Origin of the sequence: Vibrio sp. Y58_MX_L22, assembly GCF_024181865.1 — a bacterium.
Classification (GTDB): domain Bacteria; phylum Pseudomonadota; class Gammaproteobacteria; order Enterobacterales; family Vibrionaceae; genus Vibrio; species Vibrio alginolyticus.
The window spans coordinates 289,217-308,327 of record NZ_JAMZAN010000007.1; the positions used below are offsets into that span (position 1 = coordinate 289,217).

Sequence of the window (19,111 nt, forward strand, 5' to 3'; positions counted from 1 at the left end):
AAGTAGCAAATAACTTTACTCTGTGAACTAGCACTTACATATCAAACTAAGTGCTGACGATTAACTACTAATTTAAGAATGTTAAGTCACTGAAAGTATGAGAAACATTATGGAACAGTATATGGAAAAGCCTGAAATCCTAATGCTCACTCAACAAAGTTTACAGAGTGAAAACTTTAAGGAAATGCTTTCTAAAAATACAGAAACTAAAATAACTATCATTGATACTAAAAACCCTAGCTATCATGAACTCATTCCGGAACGCTACTTTTTGCTTGTTGATTTTTCAGTTGAGATTCCTTCCGAAACTTTAGTTTATTTAAAAGATAGTAATAAAGTGCTAGGAACCATAATGCTTAATCTAGGTTATGACTTAGACACAGAAGAACTCGCTTCTTGGCCTCATGTAAAAGGTATATTTGGTCCAGGAGATTCAATGGACAAGGTTTGTCAGGGATTAAAAGCAATAATAAAAGGGGATAACTGGCTGTCTCGAAGATTACTTGATCAGCTAGTAAATTATTATCGAGGTAGAGAAGCAAATAACATTATCGAACCTGCTATTGAGGTTGAGCTTACTCGGCGTGAAGTTCAGGTTTTAAAAATGTTGAAAGAAGGTGGTTCAAATATGGAAATCGCTGATTCTTTATTTATCAGCGAGCATACTATTAAATCACATCTATACAATATTTTTAGAAAGTTAGAAGTAAAGAACCGTACGCAAGCTACAAGTTGGGCTAAGAGAAACCTGTAGTACTAGTATTAACTTGCTGTAATAAAAAGAAAATACTCTATAAAGTACTAAATTTTATATTTATTATTAAAATGTCAGTCTGAAATATCATCCCATATTCAAACTTATTCCTATTCAGTTGACTATTAGACTTCTCATGTCGTGACGAATCTAGTCAGACGTGGAACAGAAGGTCTATTCAATTAATAAGCTAAGAGGGAATAAAAATGAGCGCAAGTGACAATGACACGTATTTAGGCGATGCAGGTGTAAATAACCAATTTGCTGATTTCGATGGCGGCGATGATTTGTTTATCGGTTTTGGTGGTAATGACTCGTTTGTTGGCGGTGGCGGTAATGATTATGTGATCGGCGGCGACGGCGATGATCGCCTAACTGGTGGTGCTGGAGATGACATCCTTAGGGCTGGTACAGGAAACGACTACCTCGGCGGTGGTACCGGTAATGACTTGCTGTTGGGTTTGCTGGGCGACAATAAATTAAATGGTGGTGTCGGTGAAGATATTCTTGTTGCTGGTTCTGGTGACAACGTTTTAGTTGGCGGCAGCAATGGCGATAAGTTTGTGTTCACGGATAAGTTTGGTGGCCATGGCGAAGCCAAAGTTGTTGACTTCACCATTGGTGAAGACTCTTTGCACATCATTAGCGACTCTGTCACTGACTTTGGTGATTTAAGCTTTAGCTACGATGCAGTTGGGAATGCAGTGTTTACCGATGGGGCTGATCTAACAGTGAAACTTATTGGCGTGACTGAAACTGACATCAACACCTATGGTGCAGATCTGTTCGTAATCTAAACGACTGAAAATAACTCTGGATGGGAATTAGTTTGCGTGGCTCTGCCATGCTGAGGTGAACTAATCGGACACTCTAGAGCGATTTGAGGTTACCTTAAGCTAGGCGCTAGTATTTCTGGCGCCTACAATTTTCACGTTAAACGGAAGTAGTCGTGCAAAAAACGGTTTTCAAAGAAGTGAAACAAAAACTATGCACGCTTGCGGGCTTGCTGATCGTTTTTAGCCTTTTTATCAACTTATTGGTTCTCTCGATTCCGTTGTACATGCTTCAAGTGTACAACCGAGTGATATCCTCCTACTCAACCGATACTTTATTCTTGCTCACTGTCATCGTAATTGTCGCGCTGTTAACCATGTCCATCATCGACATTGCACGAGCACAAATGAGTAAATCTTTTGGTTATTGGATGGATACAAAACTCTCCGCTTTCATGCTCAAGCGCACGATTCAATATCAATCACATACCGGGAAGAGTTATACCTCGCAAACTCTGAGAGACATTCAGAACATCAAAAGCTTTTTGAGCAGTCAAGCACCTTATCCACTGTTGGATGCGCCCTGGACACCGCTGTTTATTTTATTTGTGTATTTATTGCACCCGATACTAGGTCACATCGCGTTACTTGGATCTATCGTATTGTTTAGCCTAGGTCTACTCAATGAGCTGATGACGCGTAAAACAATGCAAGAGAGCGAAGTCAGAGCGATTTCTCATATCAACAACGCAGAATTAGCCACGCAAAACTCCAATTCAATTCTCGCAATGGGGATGATGAATGCATTTTTAGAGAAGTGGCAGTCGCGCGTGAGTGAAGTGAATGTGCTTGAAGAGCGAGTTGCAGGTAAGTCCATCTACATGGCTAACTTTTCTAAGTTTGTACGTGGCTCATTACAGATATTTTTACTGGGAGGTGGTGCATGGTTAGTTATCCAACATGAGATAACGGCAGGGGCGATGATCGCGAGCTCCATATTAATGAGTCGGGCATTATCGCCGATGGAGCAGGCGATAGGCACGTGGCGAAGCGCGATGTCTGCTAAAGGCGCCTATAAAAGGTTGAAAGAAATCGATGCGATCGTGCGCCAAGATGAATCAGATATGCCACTGCCTAAACCAAAAGGACACTATGAGCTTACCGGACTGGCCTATCGCCATCCTGGAGCAACCGAACCAGTGCTCTCATCGATCAGCTTATCGATTCCTCCGGGTGTTGCTGTTGGGGTGATTGGCCCTTCTGGTACGGGTAAATCGACGTTTGCTCGGCTGTTATTAGGTACGGTTAAGCCATTAGCGGGTAAAGTGACTCTTGATGGAATGGAAGTCTCCGTATGGGCATCTGAAGATCGCGGCGTGCATTTTGGGTATCTCGCTCAAGAGGTGGAGTTATTTCCTGGCACAATTCGAGAGAACATCGCGCGCTTTAAAGAAGAAGACCCCGCTAAAGTCATCAAGGCGGCTCAACTAGCAGGATGTCATGAATTAATACTCAAGAAAAACAAAGGCTATGATTGCATTATTGGTGAAAATGGCCGTGGTTTATCTGGGGGGGAAAGGCAGAGAATCGCTCTTGCAAGAGCCGTTTATGGCGACCCATCTATTGTGATTTTCGATGAAGCGAACGCCAACCTCGATGGTGAGGGAGAGGCTGCGTATCAACGTTTGATTGCCCATTTAAAAGCACAGAGTACAACGATTATCGTCATTGCCCACAATCCGAGTACGTTACGACAAATGGATAGGCTGTTGTATTTGGCTGACGGCCGAGTCAAGTTATACGGCGCTAAAGATGAAGTATTAAAACGTTTGATGGGCGAAGAAAGAACAGATATCCCAAGGGTAAGAAATGAGCAATCAACTGCCAACCGTTAATCAGAGTTCTACCGAGATCGTATATCGTTTTAGCCCCAAAGCGAGACTAAGCTTTCGAAAACCAATTTTACTCGGTGTGGTGACCTTAAGTGTTTTTCTTGGAGGCCTTGGCTACTGGGCTGCAACAGCCAAATTAGAAAGTGCAGCGATTGCTTATGGTGATTTGTCAGTTCTCACTAAGCGACAAGAAATTCAGCATTTAGAAGGCGGTATTATTGAAAAGCTATATGTACAGGAAGGGGATTTAGTCGAAAAAGGTCAGTTATTAATTCAACTTTCTAAGCGTCAAGCTATGGCTAAGTTGGATTCGTTAAGTGGTCGTTTTATCCATACTCTAGCAAAGGAAAACCGTTTAAGTGCGGAGCTTGATGAGCTTCCAACGATTGTATGGTCTGATGATCTTGAAAGCATTCCCCGTGTCGATATCGTCCAAGAAGCACAACTGGTTCAAAACAAGATCTTTGAAGCGAGAAAGCGATTCTTTGACAGTAAACTGAGTATCATTGAGCAGAGTATTTCTGGAGCAAATTTAGAGCTTGAAAACCTTCAGCAAACCAAAGTGATTGAGACGGAACGGCTCAACTTTATTGCTGAAGAAATAGACAGTAACCAAGCCTTGGTGCAAAAAGGTTTCTCGGGAAAATCTACTTTACTTCAACTCAAGCGCTTAGCAGCGGAGGTGAGAAGTACCTTAAGCCAGTTAGACAGGCAGTCGCTCACCGTTAGAAAAAGGTTAGATGAGAACCTAGCGCAAATTGAAGAGTTGAAGCTTGAAAGGCTGAATGAGATTGTCGAGGAACTACGAAATACCAAAACGGAAATTGTCGCAATTCGGGAAGAATATCGCTCCGCTCAAGATATTGTCGCAAGAACAACGATCAACGCCCCTATTTCTGGTCGCGTAGTCAACATGCAAGTGTTTACCGAGAAAGGTGTGATTGGCTCGGGTGAAACGTTACTAGAACTGGTCCCGCAAGACGATAAGTTGTTAGTCGAGGCTCGTGTTAATCCTCAGGATATTGATTTAGTGAATCCAGGCCAGCAAGCGCATGTTCGTCTGACCGCTCTGAATGCACGGACGTTGGCACCTTTAGACGGTACTGTGCTGACGATTTCTGCCGATAAGCTCTCGCAAGAAAACCAAGAAGATTTTTATCTCGCTAGAATTGCAATTTCACCGGAAGATGTGACAAAACATCGTTTAACCTCAGGCATGAATGCCGAAGTCCTTATTTTATCTGAGCCACGAACGCCATTGAGCTACCTAATAAAGCCAATTACAGAAAGCATGAATCGCGCCTTTAGAGAGGAGTAATTTCAAAAAGACTTGAGTGAGCACGGACAACAGACAAAATAATTTGTTATCGTTAGCTGTTACTGGGCCGTATTTTTATTCGAGGGAGCCGTGGAATGGAGAAAGTGCAGTTAGTTGTCGATTTTCTTCTCACTCATAAATTGATTTTTACCGCACTGATCTTTGCGATTATGTGGTTAATTCGTCGTGCAATTTTATCGATGATTCGTGGTGATCACGCTTTTCTCTCAGAAGATCAGCGTAGTTGGATGTCCAGAACTAAAAATGGCACCTTCGCTGTTACATTACTGATTTTATTTATTTTATGGCAATCAGAAATTAACGAGTTTGCTCTGAGTGTAACGGCGATTGCCGTTGCCATTGTAGTGGCATCCAAAGAAATCATTTTGTGTTTTACGGGTTCGATTCAAAGAGCAAGTTCGCGTTCTTTTCGCGTTGGAGACTGGATTGAGGTCGGAAAGTTGTGTGGTGAAGTGATTGAGCACAATATGATGGCGACGGTGATTCAAGAGATCGACCTGCATCACGGGCAATATCATTACACCGGCAAAACAGCGACATTGCCTAATAGTATGTTCTTTACCTATCCAGTAAAGAACCTCAACTTCATGAAGCGGTACGTTTACCACAACTTTTCTGTAGTGGTGAAAGACTTCGTCAATTTGTATCCACTGTTACCGATTTTAACTGATAAAATTGAAGAACATTGCAGTTACTTTGCTGATGTTGCACATCGTTACAATGCGATGATTGAAAAACATGCCGGTGTTGACCTTCCTGGTTCTGAGCCACATATGCATATTTCTAGCAACATTAATGGTGAACAAATTCTGCACGTGATGATTTTCTGCCCAACCGATAAAGCGAACCACTTAGAGCACTTAATTCGTAAGGACTTTATGGAACTTTATGAGCAACGTTTTCCTGTAGTGCGAGAAGAATAGAGCATCGTACTTCGCCTTTAATTTCAAACCCCGCTATCAAAATAGCGGGGTTTGCTTTTCTTAGCGTATTTTTAGGCTGTAACAATATTCCCAACTTAGCTGAATTTACTCTTCAGCATTAAAAATAGGAAGTAAGTGCTGCCTATAATAGCGACCAACGTGCCAGCTGCGACCTGACTTGGATAAATAGCGATTTGTCCTAGCCAATCTGCCCACAACATTAGGGTTGCGCCAATTAAGGCACCGACACACAGTTGCTCTTTCACTTTTCTTGCTCCTAACATCATCGCCATATGGGGAGCGACCAAGCCAACAAAAGATATTGGACCAACTGTAGCGGTAGAAAAGGCGCATAACAAAGCAACGATGGTGAGCATAAGCGTATTGGCTACGGTAGGGTTAAGCCCTCGTGCATTTGAGAATTGTCGCCCGATGGAAATTAGTGTTAGCCAACGAGAAATCGAGAATACAGCGGCAAGCAGAACTATTATGGCCAAACATAGCATCAGTGCGGTGTCGGCTGTGACTCGATAAATTGAACCAGTTAACCACAATAAAATTTTGTAACTGTCACCAGAACCTTGAGCTAGCGAAAATTGAACGAGGGCTTCTAGTAGTGCCGTTAGTGCGATGCCGGACAACACGAAGTTAGATGGATTAAAATGGCTTCGTTTACCGATAATCAGCAATAACATCAATACGGACATACTTCCGAAAAAAGCGATACCCCAGCTAAATGCGGAGAGAAGCGACCCAGCGATGACTCCTGTCGTAATAATGGCAAACGTGGCTCCGGAAGACACACCGAGAATATCGGGACTTGCCAGAGGGTTGTAAACTATGCGTTGCAAAATGATTCCGGCAACGGATAGAGCAATACCGACAGAAAGTGCGGTTAACATGCGCGGCCAGCGCAATTGCCATTGGAACTCACCTGGCACAGACCATTGAATTCCGTTTATACCATGGGTAACGAATGAGTAAGCTAGAATCCCAACCAGACTGAATAGCGCAATGCTGCATACCGCGCGTTTAGAAAGCGCCGTTTTTCCTTGGCTCATTGAAAGGTTAAGTTGATCGGTTGCCGTCAGTTTTTTACGAGTAAACCAAATTAAAGCGGGAGCGCCAATAGCTGCAGCCGCTACGCCGCTAGGAATGGTTTCCTCTAACCATAAGCTCAGCGAGATAGCGGCAGAGTCTGTGATGATTAGTAGCATTGCGCCCAAAAGCATGCTGCTGATCAATTCGTCGCGCGGTGTTCTTGCTCCCATCGCTCTGGCAATATTGGGTGTCAGTAATCCGATGAAGCTGATAATGCCAACTGCGGTGATTGAGGCAGATACCAGCCAAATACCCATCACCATTAATGCACCAAACGTGGGTAATACCGCTAAGCCTCGGGCTGCTGCGCCTTCTTGTCCTAGTTTCATTAAGGTCAGAATACGTGGTGCGACGATCAAAATTACGATTGCGATAGCGCAGCGAGGTAATAACCACTCAAACCAATCCCAGCTGTATTGAGAGAGGTCTCCTGCTCCCCACATAAAAATATTCTGTGCGAACTGGGCGTTTAAAATAATAATGGCTGTGGCGATAGAACCAAGCAAGATATTGATCACCATCCCCGAAACGACCAGCGGCAAACCTGTCATATTACGCACGCCGGCAATTGATACGATCAGGCCAAACGCCACTAAAGCCCCCACCATTGCGGCTAATGCAGAGTAATCGGCTACCCAATCGACGAACCAAATGTTTACCACGACTAATGCAAGCCAAGCACCAGAAGAGGTGCCAAGAGTCAACGGCGAGGTGAGGTTATTCTGCGTTAATTGCTGCATTAAGCTGCCGGTGAGACCAAGCATGGCACCAACAAGCAGGGTCATACTTAACCTAGGAAGCTGCGCTTGCGTAAAGAATACGTCACGAAACTCGGTTGCTACCTCTGGTTTTGTTAATAATTGCCATTGTTCGAAAAGTGATAAATTAGTATCAATTTGTAGGCTAAAGACGCTAAGTAACGTAATCAGCGCCAGATAACCAATATAATGTTTCGTTCTCATTGTTCTGGTGCCAACTCTATTAGACTGTCGGTAATCGCTTCAGCGGTGTATTGCAAAGACATGGCACCGCCATACGCCCACACTGCTCTGACTGAATTTACCCGCTGCTTTTTCACAAACGGCATCGCTTGCCAAAGTGGCGACTCTTTCAGTTTTCGTTCTTCTGGGAAAGGCTGTACGTAGAGAACGTAGCTGTTTTGAAGGCTCTGAAGCCGATTGATTCGATCTTGCTTTACTCCCCACGCACGTGGGTCCTCTTTAATTGGAGCCTGTAATCCCAGTTTTCTAACCACGTAGTCAGTGGTGGAGTTTTCGGTTGCAAGTAATACAGTATTCGGGGTTGAAAATCGCATCACAAGAACGCTGAGTGGAGAAGAGTAATAGTGGCGAATTCGCTGGCGCATCTGCGCAAATGAAGCATCTAATTCTGCCAGTTTCTGTTCAGCAAGTGCCTCTTTATTGAATAGCTTGCTGAGCGTACGAAAGTGACGAATGGCCGTTTCAGCTGCGGCCTCATTTTCAGAAAAATTAGGTAAATAGATTACCGGAGCAATTTGTTTGAGTAACGGAATCAAGTCTTGCTGTGGAGACGCAGCAAGAATGACATCTGGTTTTAAACTGGCTATTTTTTCTAAGTTGGGCTCTGCTCGGGTTCCAATATCTTCAATTGACTTTGGTGCGGTTGGATTGACGACCCATTGGCGGTAGCCTGGTAAATTTGGGGCTGCGATTGGTTCTACGTTTAGCGCCAAAACTTGTTCTAAGATGTCCCAGTTTAAGGCAACAACGCGTTGAGGCGCTTGCTCAAAACTATGCTCACCATATTCATCAGTAACGGTGATGACTGCATGTGCATTGGTCATAAAAAATACGAGGAGAAAAGCAGATTGTGTAACCACAGTAAGTAAACGAGCTATTATGCGCATACAACAGCCACCTTTTGGCTCGCTAATGTGTTAGCCGGGCTTGGGTGCTCAATCAGCTTAATTGGTGACTCATATAGTTTAGAAAGGCGTGCCTCGTCTAACAACATGTCGGCGTTGCCTTCAAAGGCAATTTTACCTTTTTTGAGCGCAACAATGTGGGTGGCGTAGCGCAGGGCTAAGTTCAGATCGTGCAGGATCACGATAATGCCTACATTCTCGGTTCGATTCAGTTCTGCCAGCAGCGCCATTAGTTGAAACTGATGGTGAACATCGAGCGCCGAGGTTGGCTCATCGAGAATTAAAATTGGCGATTGTTGAGCCAGTAGCATAGACACCCAAGCACGTTGGCGCTCACCGCCCGATAAGTCATCCGCCAAAGCTTGAGCAAAAGGTGTAACTCCTGTTCGTTCCATAGCCTGCGTGATGATTTGTTTGTCTTCAGTTTTCCAACGACCAAGTGCCCCACGCCACGGAAAGCGACCTAAGCGCACTAGCTCTTCGACCGTTAAACCAGCTGAAGAGGGCAGCTTTTGTGGCAAATAGGCGATCTGTTTTGCCAACTCTTTGGTTTTGAGTGATGAAAGGGAAGTATCGTTTAGTGTTACCGTGCCTTTATCTGGTGGCATTTGACCAGAAAGCAGGTTCACCAGTGTCGACTTACCTGAACCGTTATGGCCTAAAACGACCGTTAGCTCATTTGTTGGGATGTTAAGTTGTTCGATGCCGAGGATCTGACGTCCACCTCGCACGATCTCAATATTAGACAGTTGAAACATGGATGGCTCTTAGGAGAAAACTCCCCTCAATAGAGGGGAGTAGAAGTACAATTACCAGCGGTAGTTTGCGTTTAGCATAACAGAGCGAGACTGGCCGTAGTAACACCAGTAATCGCAACCTGAAACAAACTCTTTATCTAGGATGTTGTTCACGTTTAGCTGTGCTTGCCACTGTGAAGTGATGTCGTAAGTGACTGACGCATCCCAAAGAGTGACTGAAGGAACCGTTAGGTGCGAGCTCTTAGGGTTATCTTTTGACTCACCTACGTAGCGCACACCAGTACCGATATTGAGGCCTGGAATCAGGCTGTAGGCGCTGTAGTCTACCCATGCAGAAGCTTGGTGCTCAGGAATAAGTGCGGCTTGTTTTTTACCTTGGCCAAAGCTCTCATCTGTTTTCGCTTTAGTGTAGGTGTAGCTTGCCATCAGTTTTAGATCGTCGGTTAGCTGCGCCGTGCTTTCTAGCTCAACACCTTGAGATGTCACTTCACCTGTTTGTGTCGCAATCCATGTTGATGGGTTTGTGACCAACGCGTTCTTTTGCGTGATGTCGAACCATGCAAGGTTGATAAAGCCATCCATAAAGCTTGGCTCATACTTTACACCCACTTCTACTTGCTCGCCTTCCAGCGGTTTGTAAAGTTCATTGGTTGCCGCATCAATAGTGCTGATCACTTCAAACGACTGAGAGTAGTTTACGTAAGGTGACAGGCCATTGTTTGCAAGGTACATCACACCCGCACTTAGAGAGAGCTGACCATCATCACGAGATTCACTTTGATCAACGGTAGCGCCTTTGCCAGAGTTTTCTGTTTTCACCCAGTCGTAACGAGCACCTATGTTACCAATCCACTGTTCATGCAGTTTCAATTGGTATTGTGAATAGAGACTTGCTTGAGATTTCTCAATCTCACGTTTCACGTTGTTGGCAGGATCAAGAGGGGTGAAGTTGCCGTAAACTGGGTTCCACGGGTTGATAGTGCCAAATGCATAGTTGTCTTGCTCGTCGCCATCGGTTTTGTGGAATTGCAGATCCATACCGATAAGCACTGTGTGCTCTGCGTTGTCTGTCATCCAGTTGCCGACAGCATTGTTATCGAACGTGATGCTCTGGTTTTTTCCGTCACGGAATACGATGCCTTGCGTTAATTCTTCTCTCGCTGGATCGTTGTTTGAGAACGCGTAAGAGCTGCGCAAGTACAACTCATTCGAACCGTAGTTGAGGTTTTGCGAGAGTGACCACGTGTCATTGATGTCGTGCTCTAGTAAGTAACCCAGAGAAAACTGCGTGCGTTCGTATTTATCGTAGTTTGGCTGACCAAGGTTAGTCGAAGGATCGATTTTGCCAAAGTTAGAACCAATCAGAGTACCTGCTGCTGGGAAGAATGGGTTAGTTGGTACACCGTCATCACGAAGGTAAGTTGCCAAAACGGTCAGCATTGTACGGTCAGAAATGTCGAACTCGACACTTGGCGCTAGGTAGAAACGCTCGTTGTTTGTGCCGTCCAGTTCACCATCTTGGCTTGTCATCAAGCCAACCAAACGATAGCGCACAGTGCCTGCGTCGTTTGCTTCGTCAGCAATGTCAAAACCTACGGATTGGTGTTGGTTGTTGCCAACTTCGACTTTTACTTCGCCTTGAGGCGTAAACGTTGGTTTTTTCTGAACAGCATTCACGATACCGCCTGGTGCCGATTCACCAAACAGAATAGCCGATGGACCTTTAACGACTTCTACACTTTCTAGGCCGTAAGGTTCGACCAACCATGTGTAGTAACCATCGCGGAATAGGCGGTTGCCGTTTAGGTAAGTCGCTGCATCAAATCCACGAACTTTGAACCAATCAGTGTCGTTGTCTGCGCCATAAGGCTGAGCGGTTACACCAGACGTGTAGCGTAATGCTTCATCTAGTTTTTTCGGTGCACGAACACGAAGTTCATCTTCAGAAATGATAGATACGCTGCGAGGCGTTTCTGCCGCAGGGGTTTCTACTTTAAGTGCTTGCGCGGTGACCGTTATGGTCTCCATGGCAATCACGTCATCTTGTACGACGTCTTCTTGAGCTTGTGCTGTGAATGCAACCACTGCTGTAGGTGCTAAAGCACAAACCAACGCGTTGCGGATAGCGATGGTCAGTGAGTTATTCTTTTGCATAAATCTATTCCCGATAATTATGATTAACGCTAAGCTTAATTGTAATTATTATCATTTGAGCTTTTGTTTCGGTATTTTACTGACTTTTGTATCAAAAGATAGTAAAACGTTCGCAAATTCATTCGCGGTACCTAAAGTCATTGTTATGTTCAATTGGTTTGAAAAACTGACCCAACCCTTTCCCCAGATGGAAACCGAAAAGCCACCGAAGACGCTATTTGGCTTTTGTCGTTTTTACACTCGTGGCTTTGAAGCCCCTTTACTCGTTATGGCTGTGTTCAGTGCGCTTATTGCCATTACAGAGGTGACGCTGTTGCGTTATATGGGCGAGCTCGTCGATATTCTCTCTAATCAAGATCGCGCAACATTCTGGCAAGACCAGGGTGATCGCATGCTAATGATGCTGTTCTTAGTGGCGGTTGTGATGCCAGCTCTCGGTTTTGTCCACTCAATGGTGATGCACCAAACGTTATTGGGTAACTACCCGATGTCTATCCGTTGGTTGATTCACCGTTACTTGCTAAAACAAGCGGTTGGATTTTTCCAGCGTGACTTTGCAGGCCGAGTTGCGACCAAAGTGATGCAAAGTGCGTTAGCGGTACGAGAAACGGTCATGAAGCTGGTGGATGTACTGGTTTATATCAGCGTTTATTTTCTTTCGATGCTCTGGATGATGGGCGAAGCCGATGGTTTGCTAATGTTGCCTATTGTGATTTGGATAGGAATGTACGCGGTTATCCAGTTCTACTTTATCCCTAAAATGAAACAAGTAGCGACAGAGCAAGCGGATGCTCGTTCTGTAATGACTGGGCGCATTGTCGATTCTTACACCAACATATCTACCGTAAAGCTATTCGCGCACTCGCAACGAGAGTTGGAATACGCAGAAAGCAGCATGAAGCAATTTTTGGTGACGGTTTACCGCCAAATGCGCATGGTGACTTGTTTACTGTTTAGTGTGGATGCCATCAACTATTTGCTGCTGATGTCTATTAGTGCCATTTCGGTTTATCTATGGCTAGATCACGCTGTAACAATTGGTGCTATTGCGATTGCCATCAGTATTGCGTTGCGCGTACAAGGTATGTCGAAGTGGATCATGTGGGAAGTTAGCGCACTGTTTGAAAACATCGGTACAGTAGTAGACGGTATTAATACGATTTCAAACGATGTTGAAGTGAAAGACGTACCAAATGCTAAGCCTTTGCAAATCTCTCAAGGTGAGATCTGCTTTGATCACGTAGGTTTTAACTACAGTGATGAGAAGGCAGTATTTGAGAACTTGAATCTGACTATCAAACCGGGCGAAAAAGTCGGCATTGTCGGTCGTTCTGGGGCAGGTAAATCCACGTTGGTTAACCTGTTGCTGCGTTTTTACGATGTGAATACGGGTAAGATTTGTATTGATGGGCAGGACATTTCTCAAGTCGAACAAGAGTCGCTTCGCCAACACATCGGTATGATCACGCAAGACACCTCTTTGCTGCATCGTTCAATTAAAGAGAACATTCTTTACGGTGATCCAGATGCTTCAATGGATGCCGTTATCGCAGCTGCTGAGAAAGCACATGCTCATGATTTCATTCAATCTCTACGAGACGAGCAAGGTAACGTTGGCTATGACGTTGAAGTGGGTGAACGCGGTGTGAAGCTGTCTGGTGGTCAGCGTCAACGTGTGGCGATTGCTCGCGTTCTGCTGAAAAACGCGCCAATTTTGATCATGGATGAAGCAACGTCTGCACTTGATTCAGAAGTAGAATCGGCAATTCAAGAAAACCTTGAAGTTCTGATGGAAGGAAAAACAGTGATTGCGATTGCTCACCGTTTATCAACGATTGCCGCGATGGATCGTTTGATTGTAATGGATGACGGCAAAATCATTGAGCAAGGCTCGCATTACGAGCTGCTGCAATTGGGTGGTGTTTACGCTCAGTTGTGGAAGCATCAAACCGGCGGATTTTTGTCTGAGCAAGGTGATGCTCAACTGCAAGTCATCTAATATGACGCTACACGAAAGAGGAGCAAATGCTCCTCTTTTTTGTGTCTGTCGTTTATACCGAGTAAGTAGGCGTTAATGGGCAACGTTAACTTGTGATTATTCATTGAGTTAGGCCAACTTAATGATGATTATGTTTATAACTCACTGTCGTTATTGAATTTTTTACGCTTTTTTTACGCGAACTCCGAATGGGCTTTTGCTAAAGTTTTCTACATCGAATTTTGGTTGATGTATTTTATGTTTGTTCAATGGCGAGATAACACCTTTCTCTTTTCTACTACCGTGATTGTTGGCGCGGTTGTCGTCTCATGGTTGTTAGACCAACTGTTTGGCTCTACAGCCGCAGTCCTGCTGATTTTACAGTTAGCGGTCGTGGTAGTGGCGTTTCAATGCAACTCGCGATTCGCTTATGCGGCGGCGGTGATCGAAGCGTTGAGCTTCAACTTCTTTTTCACGACGCCTCGTTACTCTTTGCAGATGTTTCGTCCGGAAGACATTTTTAATTTAGTCGTGTTTATGGTGGTGGCATTTATCACCAGCACCTTTGCGGATCTTTATCGTCGCCAGCAGGGCGAGTTAAAACAAACCAAGCTGCAAAACAGCATCCTGCTATCGGTGTCCCATGACTTACGCACGCCGCTGGCAACCATTATTGGAACATTGACCACACTCAACGAGTACATGCCCAAGCTCAATGACTTAGAGCGTAAAGAATTGCTCGACAGTGCGACTTCAGAAAGCCATCGCTTGCATCAATATATCGAGAACCTCTTACAGGCGACTAAGCTCCAGCACGGCACATTAAAAATTACCAAAAAAGATGAGTTGATTGCAGATATTGTTCGGGATGCGGTTTCTCGTTTGCCAAATTACACCGAGAAAGTGTCCATGAATATGGATGATTCCGTTGATTATTTGTCAGTAAGTCGTTCGCTCATCGAACAAGCGATTTTTAATGTGTTGGATAATGCCATGCGATTTTCACCAGAGAATGAATCTGTTGAGGTTTCACTTTCTAAGCAGGGTTCGTCGTGCGTGATTGATGTTCGGGACATGGGGATTGGCATTAAAGCTGAAGATGCGGAAAAAATATTCAGCCTTTTCTATTCCGGCACGAACAACAAATCGGCCGATTCAGGCACCGGAATGGGACTCGCGGTTGCCAAAGGCATCATCACCGCACACCAAGGATATATTCAATCTATGCCAGTATCAGAAGGGACGCTGATCCGCATTCGACTTCCACTCAATCAAGGAGCAGAGCAGGCGTGAGTTACAAAGTTTTAGTCGTGGACGATGAGCCTCGCATTCATACCTTTATTCGAATTTCGCTGTCTGCTGAAGGGTTTGATTACATTGGCGCGAGTACCATTTCAGAAGCCAAAGCGTGTTTCGAAGCGCATTCGCCGCACGTCATTCTGCTAGATTTAGGCTTGCCCGACGGCGATGGGAAGGAGTTTCTCACTACGCTTCGTCAGACCTATAAAACGCCAGTGCTAGTGCTGACAGCTCGCGATCAAGAAGAGGAAAAAATCCGCCTTTTAGAAGCGGGCGCGAATGATTACTTGAGCAAGCCTTTTGGCGTAAAAGAGCTCATCGCGCGCATCAAAGTGCTGGTTCGAGATTTGGTGGATGAGCAAACCGTCGCTGATGAGCTGGTGGCTGGCCGAGTCAAAATCATCAAAAGCACTCACCAATTTTGGTTGGATCAGAGGGAAATTCCACTCACCAAGAAAGAGTTTTCTTTCATTGAACAATTGATTCTCAAGCCGGGAAAACTCATTGAGCAAACTCATTTGCTAGCGGTGATTTGGGGAAAAAGTCATGTCGAAGATACTCACTACTTACGCGTGCTAGTGAGTCAACTACGCAAAAAACTGAACGATAGTGCTGACGAACAGCGGCTATTAAAAACCGAGCCGGGGCTGGGTTATCGTTTAGTGCTAGAGGCGTCCAAGCACCACTAAATTCCAAATTTAATCAACGTTAATGCCAAGGTTTAGTGCTGGTTATCGGCACTCGAACAGGATTCGTGTTGCCTATTTTCCGTGACGGAAAATCAGTCTAACCCTTAACGCATTAGCATTTTCTATACATAAAACACAGTTAGGTATTGATATGGCTCACTTTACAGTAATTGGTCTAGGGCGATTTGGCGTTGCCGCCAGCTTAGAACTTATTCATCTTGGACACACCGTAACGGGGATGGATAGCGACCCGAAAATCGTCGAAAAATACGTCGAAGAGTTAACGCAAGCGGTCATATGTGACGCAACAGACGAAGGTGCACTCAGAGAGTTAGCGTTAGCGAACAGTGATGTGGTGTTGGTGGCGATTGGCGAAGACATGCAAGCCAGTTTGTTGTGTACGCTGGCGCTGAAAAATCTGGGTGTGAAATCCATTTGGGTCAAAGCGAGCACCAAAGCGCACCACACCATCGTGTCTAAGCTTGGTGTACAACGCATTATTCATCCGGAAGAGGAGATGGGCGTAAGAGTCGCGCAGGCACTCAACTATCCGATGGTGAACAACTATTTGGAAATGGGTCATGGTTTGTATGTGGTGGAAATCCACGTTAAATCCAATCTGCACGATACACCGCTTTCTAAGTTGATCAGCCGAGGCAGTTACAACATTCAGCCTATCTTGGTGAAGCGCGAAGAAGCCGTCTACACCAATATCAATGATGAGTTTGTGCTTAATGAGTTCGACACGCTGTTGCTTTGTGGTAGTCGCGCTGAGCTGAAATACGTCGCTCCAAGGTTGGTGTAACATGGTTTTGTGGCATCCCTCTATTATCCCGATCGAGCGAAAACCCAAAGCGGGCAAAAAATTGTTGGGCGCACCGCCATTAATACTTAGCCTCAGCTTTGCGTGCTTGATCATGCTCGGCACGGTCTTACTCAAACTGCCGATTGCCACCACAGAGCCCATCACTTGGATTCAAAGCCTGTTTACAGCAACATCGGCCATTACGGTGACGGGATTAGTTGTGGTGGACACGGGCACGGCGTTTACGCCTTTTGGGCAAGTGGTTATTGCTTTCCTGATTCAATGTGGTGGCCTAGGTTTGATGACGTTTGCCATCGTGACCTTGCTGGCTCTGGGCGGAAAAATTGGCTTTTTGGAGCGAGCAGTCGCGAGAGAGGCGTTCAACCAGACTGATTCATCGACACTCATTGCCACTGCTAAATCTGTATTGATGTTCGCTCTGCTCGTTGAACTTATTGGTTTCACTATTTTGAGCGTTTATTGGAGTGAAGAGCTGGGCTGGGAAACCAGTTTGTTCCATGGTTTCTTCTACACCATCAGTGCGTTTAACAATGCAGGTTTTGCGTTGAGTGCCGATAGCTTAATGCCTTACGTGGACGACCCGGTCGTTAACTTCACCATTACCAGTTTGTTCATTATTGGTGGTTTAGGCTTCTCGGTTTGGATTGACTTAAAACGCAATCGCCGTTGGCATCGACTCACCGTTTACAGTCGAATGATGATCTTAGGCACGATGATCATTAACGTGGTGGCACTTATCGCGATTTATCTGATTGAATATGACAACCCCAACACGCTTGCCCCGTTGAGCGAAGCAGGGAAATGGTGGGCATCGTGGTTTCAAGCGGTGACGCCAAGAACGGCAGGGTTCAACACTTTAGCTATCGATCAGTTGGAAGATGCCACAACGGCGATCATTCTGGTGTTGATGTTTATCGGCGGTGGATCATTGAGTACGGCAAGTGGCATTAAAGTTGTGACATTTATAGTGTTAGTCTTGGCGACTTACAGCTATTTGCGTCGCGATGAAGCAACCTATGCCTTTCAACGCGAGATTCCCAAAGAGACCATCAGCAAGGCATTGGCGCTGACTCTGATCTCGGTGGGGGTGACTTGGTTTGCCATATTCACGCTGTTACTGACAGAGAAAGCGTCTATGTTAGACATTATGTTCGAAGCGGTCTCGGCACTGGGTACGGTTGGGTTATCGCGAGGCTTAACGGGCAGTTTGTCCGAACCGGGTGAGTTAGTGATCATCTTCATGATGTTTATGGGACGATTAGGGCCTCTTACATTAGCGTACTTCTTAGCCAGTCCAAGAAAGAAAAAAGCGCGTTACGCGAGCACTAAACTGGCAATAGGGTAAATGGGCTAACTCGTACAAAGTGAGCAAAAGGCTAGACAAAAGAGGAGTAACTGCTCCTCTTTTTGTGCTCGTTGTAGCCACGAAACTGTATACGGCAGTCTCTCTCACAACAATTTATGATTCATCTCTATTTTTTATCATTTATAAATTGTCGTTTTTGAGGTGTTGTCCAGAATGGCATTATCCACGTGCAACATAAGATTGCCGGGAATAAAAATAATTACAATACTGCCTTACTGGAAGATACATGAAAATCAAACCCCTCCCACCTTTAAATAGCCTCGTTGCGTTTGAAGCGTCGGCGCGGCACTTGAGTTTTACGTTAGCCGCTGACGAGCTAAACGTGACCCAAGGTGCTATCAGTCGCCAAATTAGACAATTAGAAGAATACTTAGGCAAGGCTATGTTCACGCGAGCCAATCGAAGCATTAATTTAACGCCTACAGGTCTTCAATATTATCAAGCTGTCAGCCAATCTTTGCTCGATATTGCTCAAATCACGGGTGAAGTGAAGAAGTGGCAGGGCGAACAAAAGATCACGGTTGCGACGACAAATGCAATGGCAGCCTTGTGGTTGTTGCCTAAGGTTGCTCAATTTCAAAATGAACATGATGACATCGATATAAGAATATTGGCCTCAGATAATGTGTTGGACTTACGCCGATTAGATTGCGATCTCGCCTTGTTTTATTGTCGCACTCCACCTGCGGAAATGGATGTGACAACGCTATTTTCAGAAGAAGTATTCCCTGTGTGTAGCCCGCTTTATTTAGAGAAAATCGGCCAGCCTAGTGAGCCAGAAGAAATCTTCAATAAAACGTTACTCTATCTGGAGGAGTCTCAAAGAGATTGGGTGAATTGGGAGCAGTGGTTTGCGAGTGTAGGATTGCCAAATATTTCGCCTCGTAATCGCATGAACATCAATAACTATCCAATGCTGTTACAAGCGGCAATTAATGGTCAGGGCATCGCGTTAGCCTGGGGATCATTAGTGGACGACTATTTACAAAGCGGTGCTTTAGTTAGGCCAGTCGAACACGTGCTTTCAACACCTTCCAATTTCTCTATGCTTGAACCTAAAAATAGAGGTTTAATCCCAGCAAGCGTCAAGCGTTTTAGAGAGTGGCTTTTGCAACAGTTGCCAGATGAGGTGGGTGATCGAGGTTTAGCCTAAATCAATAAGCAGAGAAAATAACAGAGTTTGGTCATGTTAAAAAAGCGGGAGTACCAGTTCCCGCTTTGTTTTAATTGATTGTGCCGTCCTAAATAAGGTTGACACTTTCCACCCCCAAAATTGGAGAGTGTTATGAAATCAACAACTAAAAGAACTCAGCGCGATTACTCCCTCGCTTTTAAACTCACTGTAGTTGATGA

At 44.9% G+C, this 19,111-nt stretch carries 15 protein-coding genes; 11 read left to right on the forward strand and 4 right to left on the reverse strand.

The window, feature by feature from the left end; translation table 11 throughout:
• Positions 1-97 precede the first annotated feature (97 nt).
• The 5 genes from NL626_RS17575 to NL626_RS17595 all read left to right on the forward strand — a co-directional run bounded on the left by NL626_RS17575 (position 98) and on the right by NL626_RS17595 (position 5,681).
• The gene (locus NL626_RS17575; protein ID WP_005383910.1) at positions 98-754 is read left to right on the forward strand and encodes a LuxR C-terminal-related transcriptional regulator; all 657 of its coding nucleotides are present in this window, start codon (positions 98-100) and stop codon (positions 752-754) included.
• A gap of 206 nt (positions 755-960) precedes the next feature.
• Positions 961-1,551 carry a calcium-binding protein gene (locus tag NL626_RS17580; protein WP_005375168.1) on the forward strand — a complete coding sequence of 197 codons (591 nt, stop codon included), beginning with the start codon at positions 961-963 and terminating at the stop codon, positions 1,549-1,551.
• A gap of 152 nt (positions 1,552-1,703) precedes the next feature.
• The gene (locus tag NL626_RS17585; protein ID WP_053350060.1) at positions 1,704-3,422 is read left to right on the forward strand and encodes a type I secretion system permease/ATPase; all 1,719 of its coding nucleotides are present in this window, start codon (positions 1,704-1,706) and stop codon (positions 3,420-3,422) included.
• Positions 3,397-4,737, forward strand: coding sequence for an HlyD family type I secretion periplasmic adaptor subunit (locus NL626_RS17590; RefSeq protein WP_005383906.1), 1,341 nt, complete (start codon positions 3,397-3,399; stop codon positions 4,735-4,737). Before NL626_RS17585 ends, NL626_RS17590 begins: the two co-directional genes overlap by 26 nt.
• 95 nt (positions 4,738-4,832) lie before the next feature.
• Positions 4,833-5,681: a mechanosensitive ion channel family protein gene (locus NL626_RS17595; protein WP_005375171.1), complete on the forward strand. Its 849-nt coding sequence runs from the start codon at positions 4,833-4,835 to the stop codon at positions 5,679-5,681.
• A 95-nt stretch (positions 5,682-5,776) separates the two neighbouring features.
• On the opposite strand, the gene fhuB is transcribed toward NL626_RS17595, so the two are convergent.
• Genes fhuB through NL626_RS17615 form a run of 4 tightly spaced genes read right to left on the reverse strand, consistent with a single transcriptional unit; the run spans position 5,777 to position 11,600 of the window.
• A complete protein-coding gene (gene fhuB, locus NL626_RS17600; RefSeq protein WP_213866737.1) occupies positions 5,777-7,744 on the reverse strand; it encodes a Fe(3+)-hydroxamate ABC transporter permease FhuB in 1,968 nt (655 codons plus the stop codon).
• Positions 7,741-8,670, reverse strand: coding sequence for an iron-siderophore ABC transporter substrate-binding protein (locus NL626_RS17605; RefSeq protein WP_151515354.1), 930 nt, complete (start codon positions 8,668-8,670; stop codon positions 7,741-7,743). Before NL626_RS17605 ends, fhuB begins: the two co-directional genes overlap by 4 nt.
• Complete coding sequence (locus NL626_RS17610) at positions 8,661-9,446, reverse strand: ABC transporter ATP-binding protein (protein ID WP_005383893.1); 786 nt, start codon at positions 9,444-9,446, stop codon at positions 8,661-8,663. Before NL626_RS17610 ends, NL626_RS17605 begins: the two co-directional genes overlap by 10 nt.
• A 51-nt stretch (positions 9,447-9,497) precedes the next feature.
• Entirely contained in the window at positions 9,498-11,600 is a 2,103-nt protein-coding gene (locus tag NL626_RS17615) for a TonB-dependent siderophore receptor (RefSeq protein WP_253657582.1), read from the reverse strand.
• 145 nt (positions 11,601-11,745) lie between these two features.
• Between NL626_RS17615 and NL626_RS17620 the strand changes: the two genes are divergently transcribed.
• The 6 genes from NL626_RS17620 (at position 11,746) to NL626_RS17645 (ending at position 18,911) form a co-directional block, all read left to right on the forward strand.
• Positions 11,746-13,599 carry an ABC transporter ATP-binding protein gene (locus NL626_RS17620; protein ID WP_033906862.1) on the forward strand — a complete coding sequence of 618 codons (1,854 nt, stop codon included), beginning with the start codon at positions 11,746-11,748 and terminating at the stop codon, positions 13,597-13,599.
• A 228-nt stretch (positions 13,600-13,827) separates the two neighbouring features.
• Positions 13,828-14,871 (forward strand): ATP-binding protein, encoded by a 1,044-nt coding sequence (locus NL626_RS17625; RefSeq protein ID WP_253657587.1) that lies wholly within the window; start codon positions 13,828-13,830, stop codon positions 14,869-14,871.
• A complete protein-coding gene (locus NL626_RS17630; RefSeq protein WP_171342477.1) occupies positions 14,868-15,566 on the forward strand; it encodes a response regulator transcription factor in 699 nt (232 codons plus the stop codon). The genes NL626_RS17625 and NL626_RS17630 overlap by 4 nt, the downstream gene beginning before the upstream one ends.
• A gap of 151 nt (positions 15,567-15,717) precedes the next feature.
• Positions 15,718-16,371, forward strand: a complete 654-nt coding sequence (locus tag NL626_RS17635) for a TrkA family potassium uptake protein (protein ID WP_053320111.1) — start codon at positions 15,718-15,720, stop codon at positions 16,369-16,371.
• A 1-nt stretch (position 16,372) separates the two neighbouring features.
• Positions 16,373-17,737 (forward strand): TrkH family potassium uptake protein, encoded by a 1,365-nt coding sequence (locus NL626_RS17640; RefSeq protein WP_025768536.1) that lies wholly within the window; start codon positions 16,373-16,375, stop codon positions 17,735-17,737.
• Positions 17,738-17,984: 247 nt separating this feature from the next.
• Positions 17,985-18,911, forward strand: a complete 927-nt coding sequence (locus tag NL626_RS17645; protein ID WP_005385892.1) for a LysR substrate-binding domain-containing protein — start codon at positions 17,985-17,987, stop codon at positions 18,909-18,911.
• Positions 18,912-19,111 lie beyond the last annotated feature (200 nt).

What these genes read in the sequence shown, in the direction of transcription:
- fhuB (WP_213866737.1), bottom strand. Translation starts at nt 7,744, where the DNA reads ATGAGAACGAAACATTATATTGGTTATCTGGCGCTGATTACGTTACTT.
- NL626_RS17625 (WP_253657587.1), top strand. Translation starts at nt 13,828, where the DNA reads ATGTATTTTATGTTTGTTCAATGGCGAGATAACACCTTTCTCTTTTCT.
- NL626_RS17645 (WP_005385892.1), top strand. Translation starts at nt 17,985, where the DNA reads ATGAAAATCAAACCCCTCCCACCTTTAAATAGCCTCGTTGCGTTTGAA.
- NL626_RS17610 (WP_005383893.1), bottom strand. Translation starts at nt 9,446, where the DNA reads ATGTTTCAACTGTCTAATATTGAGATCGTGCGAGGTGGACGTCAGATC.
- NL626_RS17640 (WP_025768536.1), top strand. Translation starts at nt 16,373, where the DNA reads ATGGTTTTGTGGCATCCCTCTATTATCCCGATCGAGCGAAAACCCAAA.
- NL626_RS17615 (WP_253657582.1), bottom strand. Translation starts at nt 11,600, where the DNA reads ATGCAAAAGAATAACTCACTGACCATCGCTATCCGCAACGCGTTGGTT.
- NL626_RS17580 (WP_005375168.1), top strand. Translation starts at nt 961, where the DNA reads ATGAGCGCAAGTGACAATGACACGTATTTAGGCGATGCAGGTGTAAAT.
- NL626_RS17595 (WP_005375171.1), top strand. Translation starts at nt 4,833, where the DNA reads ATGGAGAAAGTGCAGTTAGTTGTCGATTTTCTTCTCACTCATAAATTG.
- NL626_RS17575 (WP_005383910.1), top strand. Translation starts at nt 98, where the DNA reads ATGAGAAACATTATGGAACAGTATATGGAAAAGCCTGAAATCCTAATG.
- NL626_RS17605 (WP_151515354.1), bottom strand. Translation starts at nt 8,670, where the DNA reads ATGCGCATAATAGCTCGTTTACTTACTGTGGTTACACAATCTGCTTTT.
- NL626_RS17620 (WP_033906862.1), top strand. Translation starts at nt 11,746, where the DNA reads ATGTTCAATTGGTTTGAAAAACTGACCCAACCCTTTCCCCAGATGGAA.
- NL626_RS17590 (WP_005383906.1), top strand. Translation starts at nt 3,397, where the DNA reads ATGAGCAATCAACTGCCAACCGTTAATCAGAGTTCTACCGAGATCGTA.
- NL626_RS17635 (WP_053320111.1), top strand. Translation starts at nt 15,718, where the DNA reads ATGGCTCACTTTACAGTAATTGGTCTAGGGCGATTTGGCGTTGCCGCC.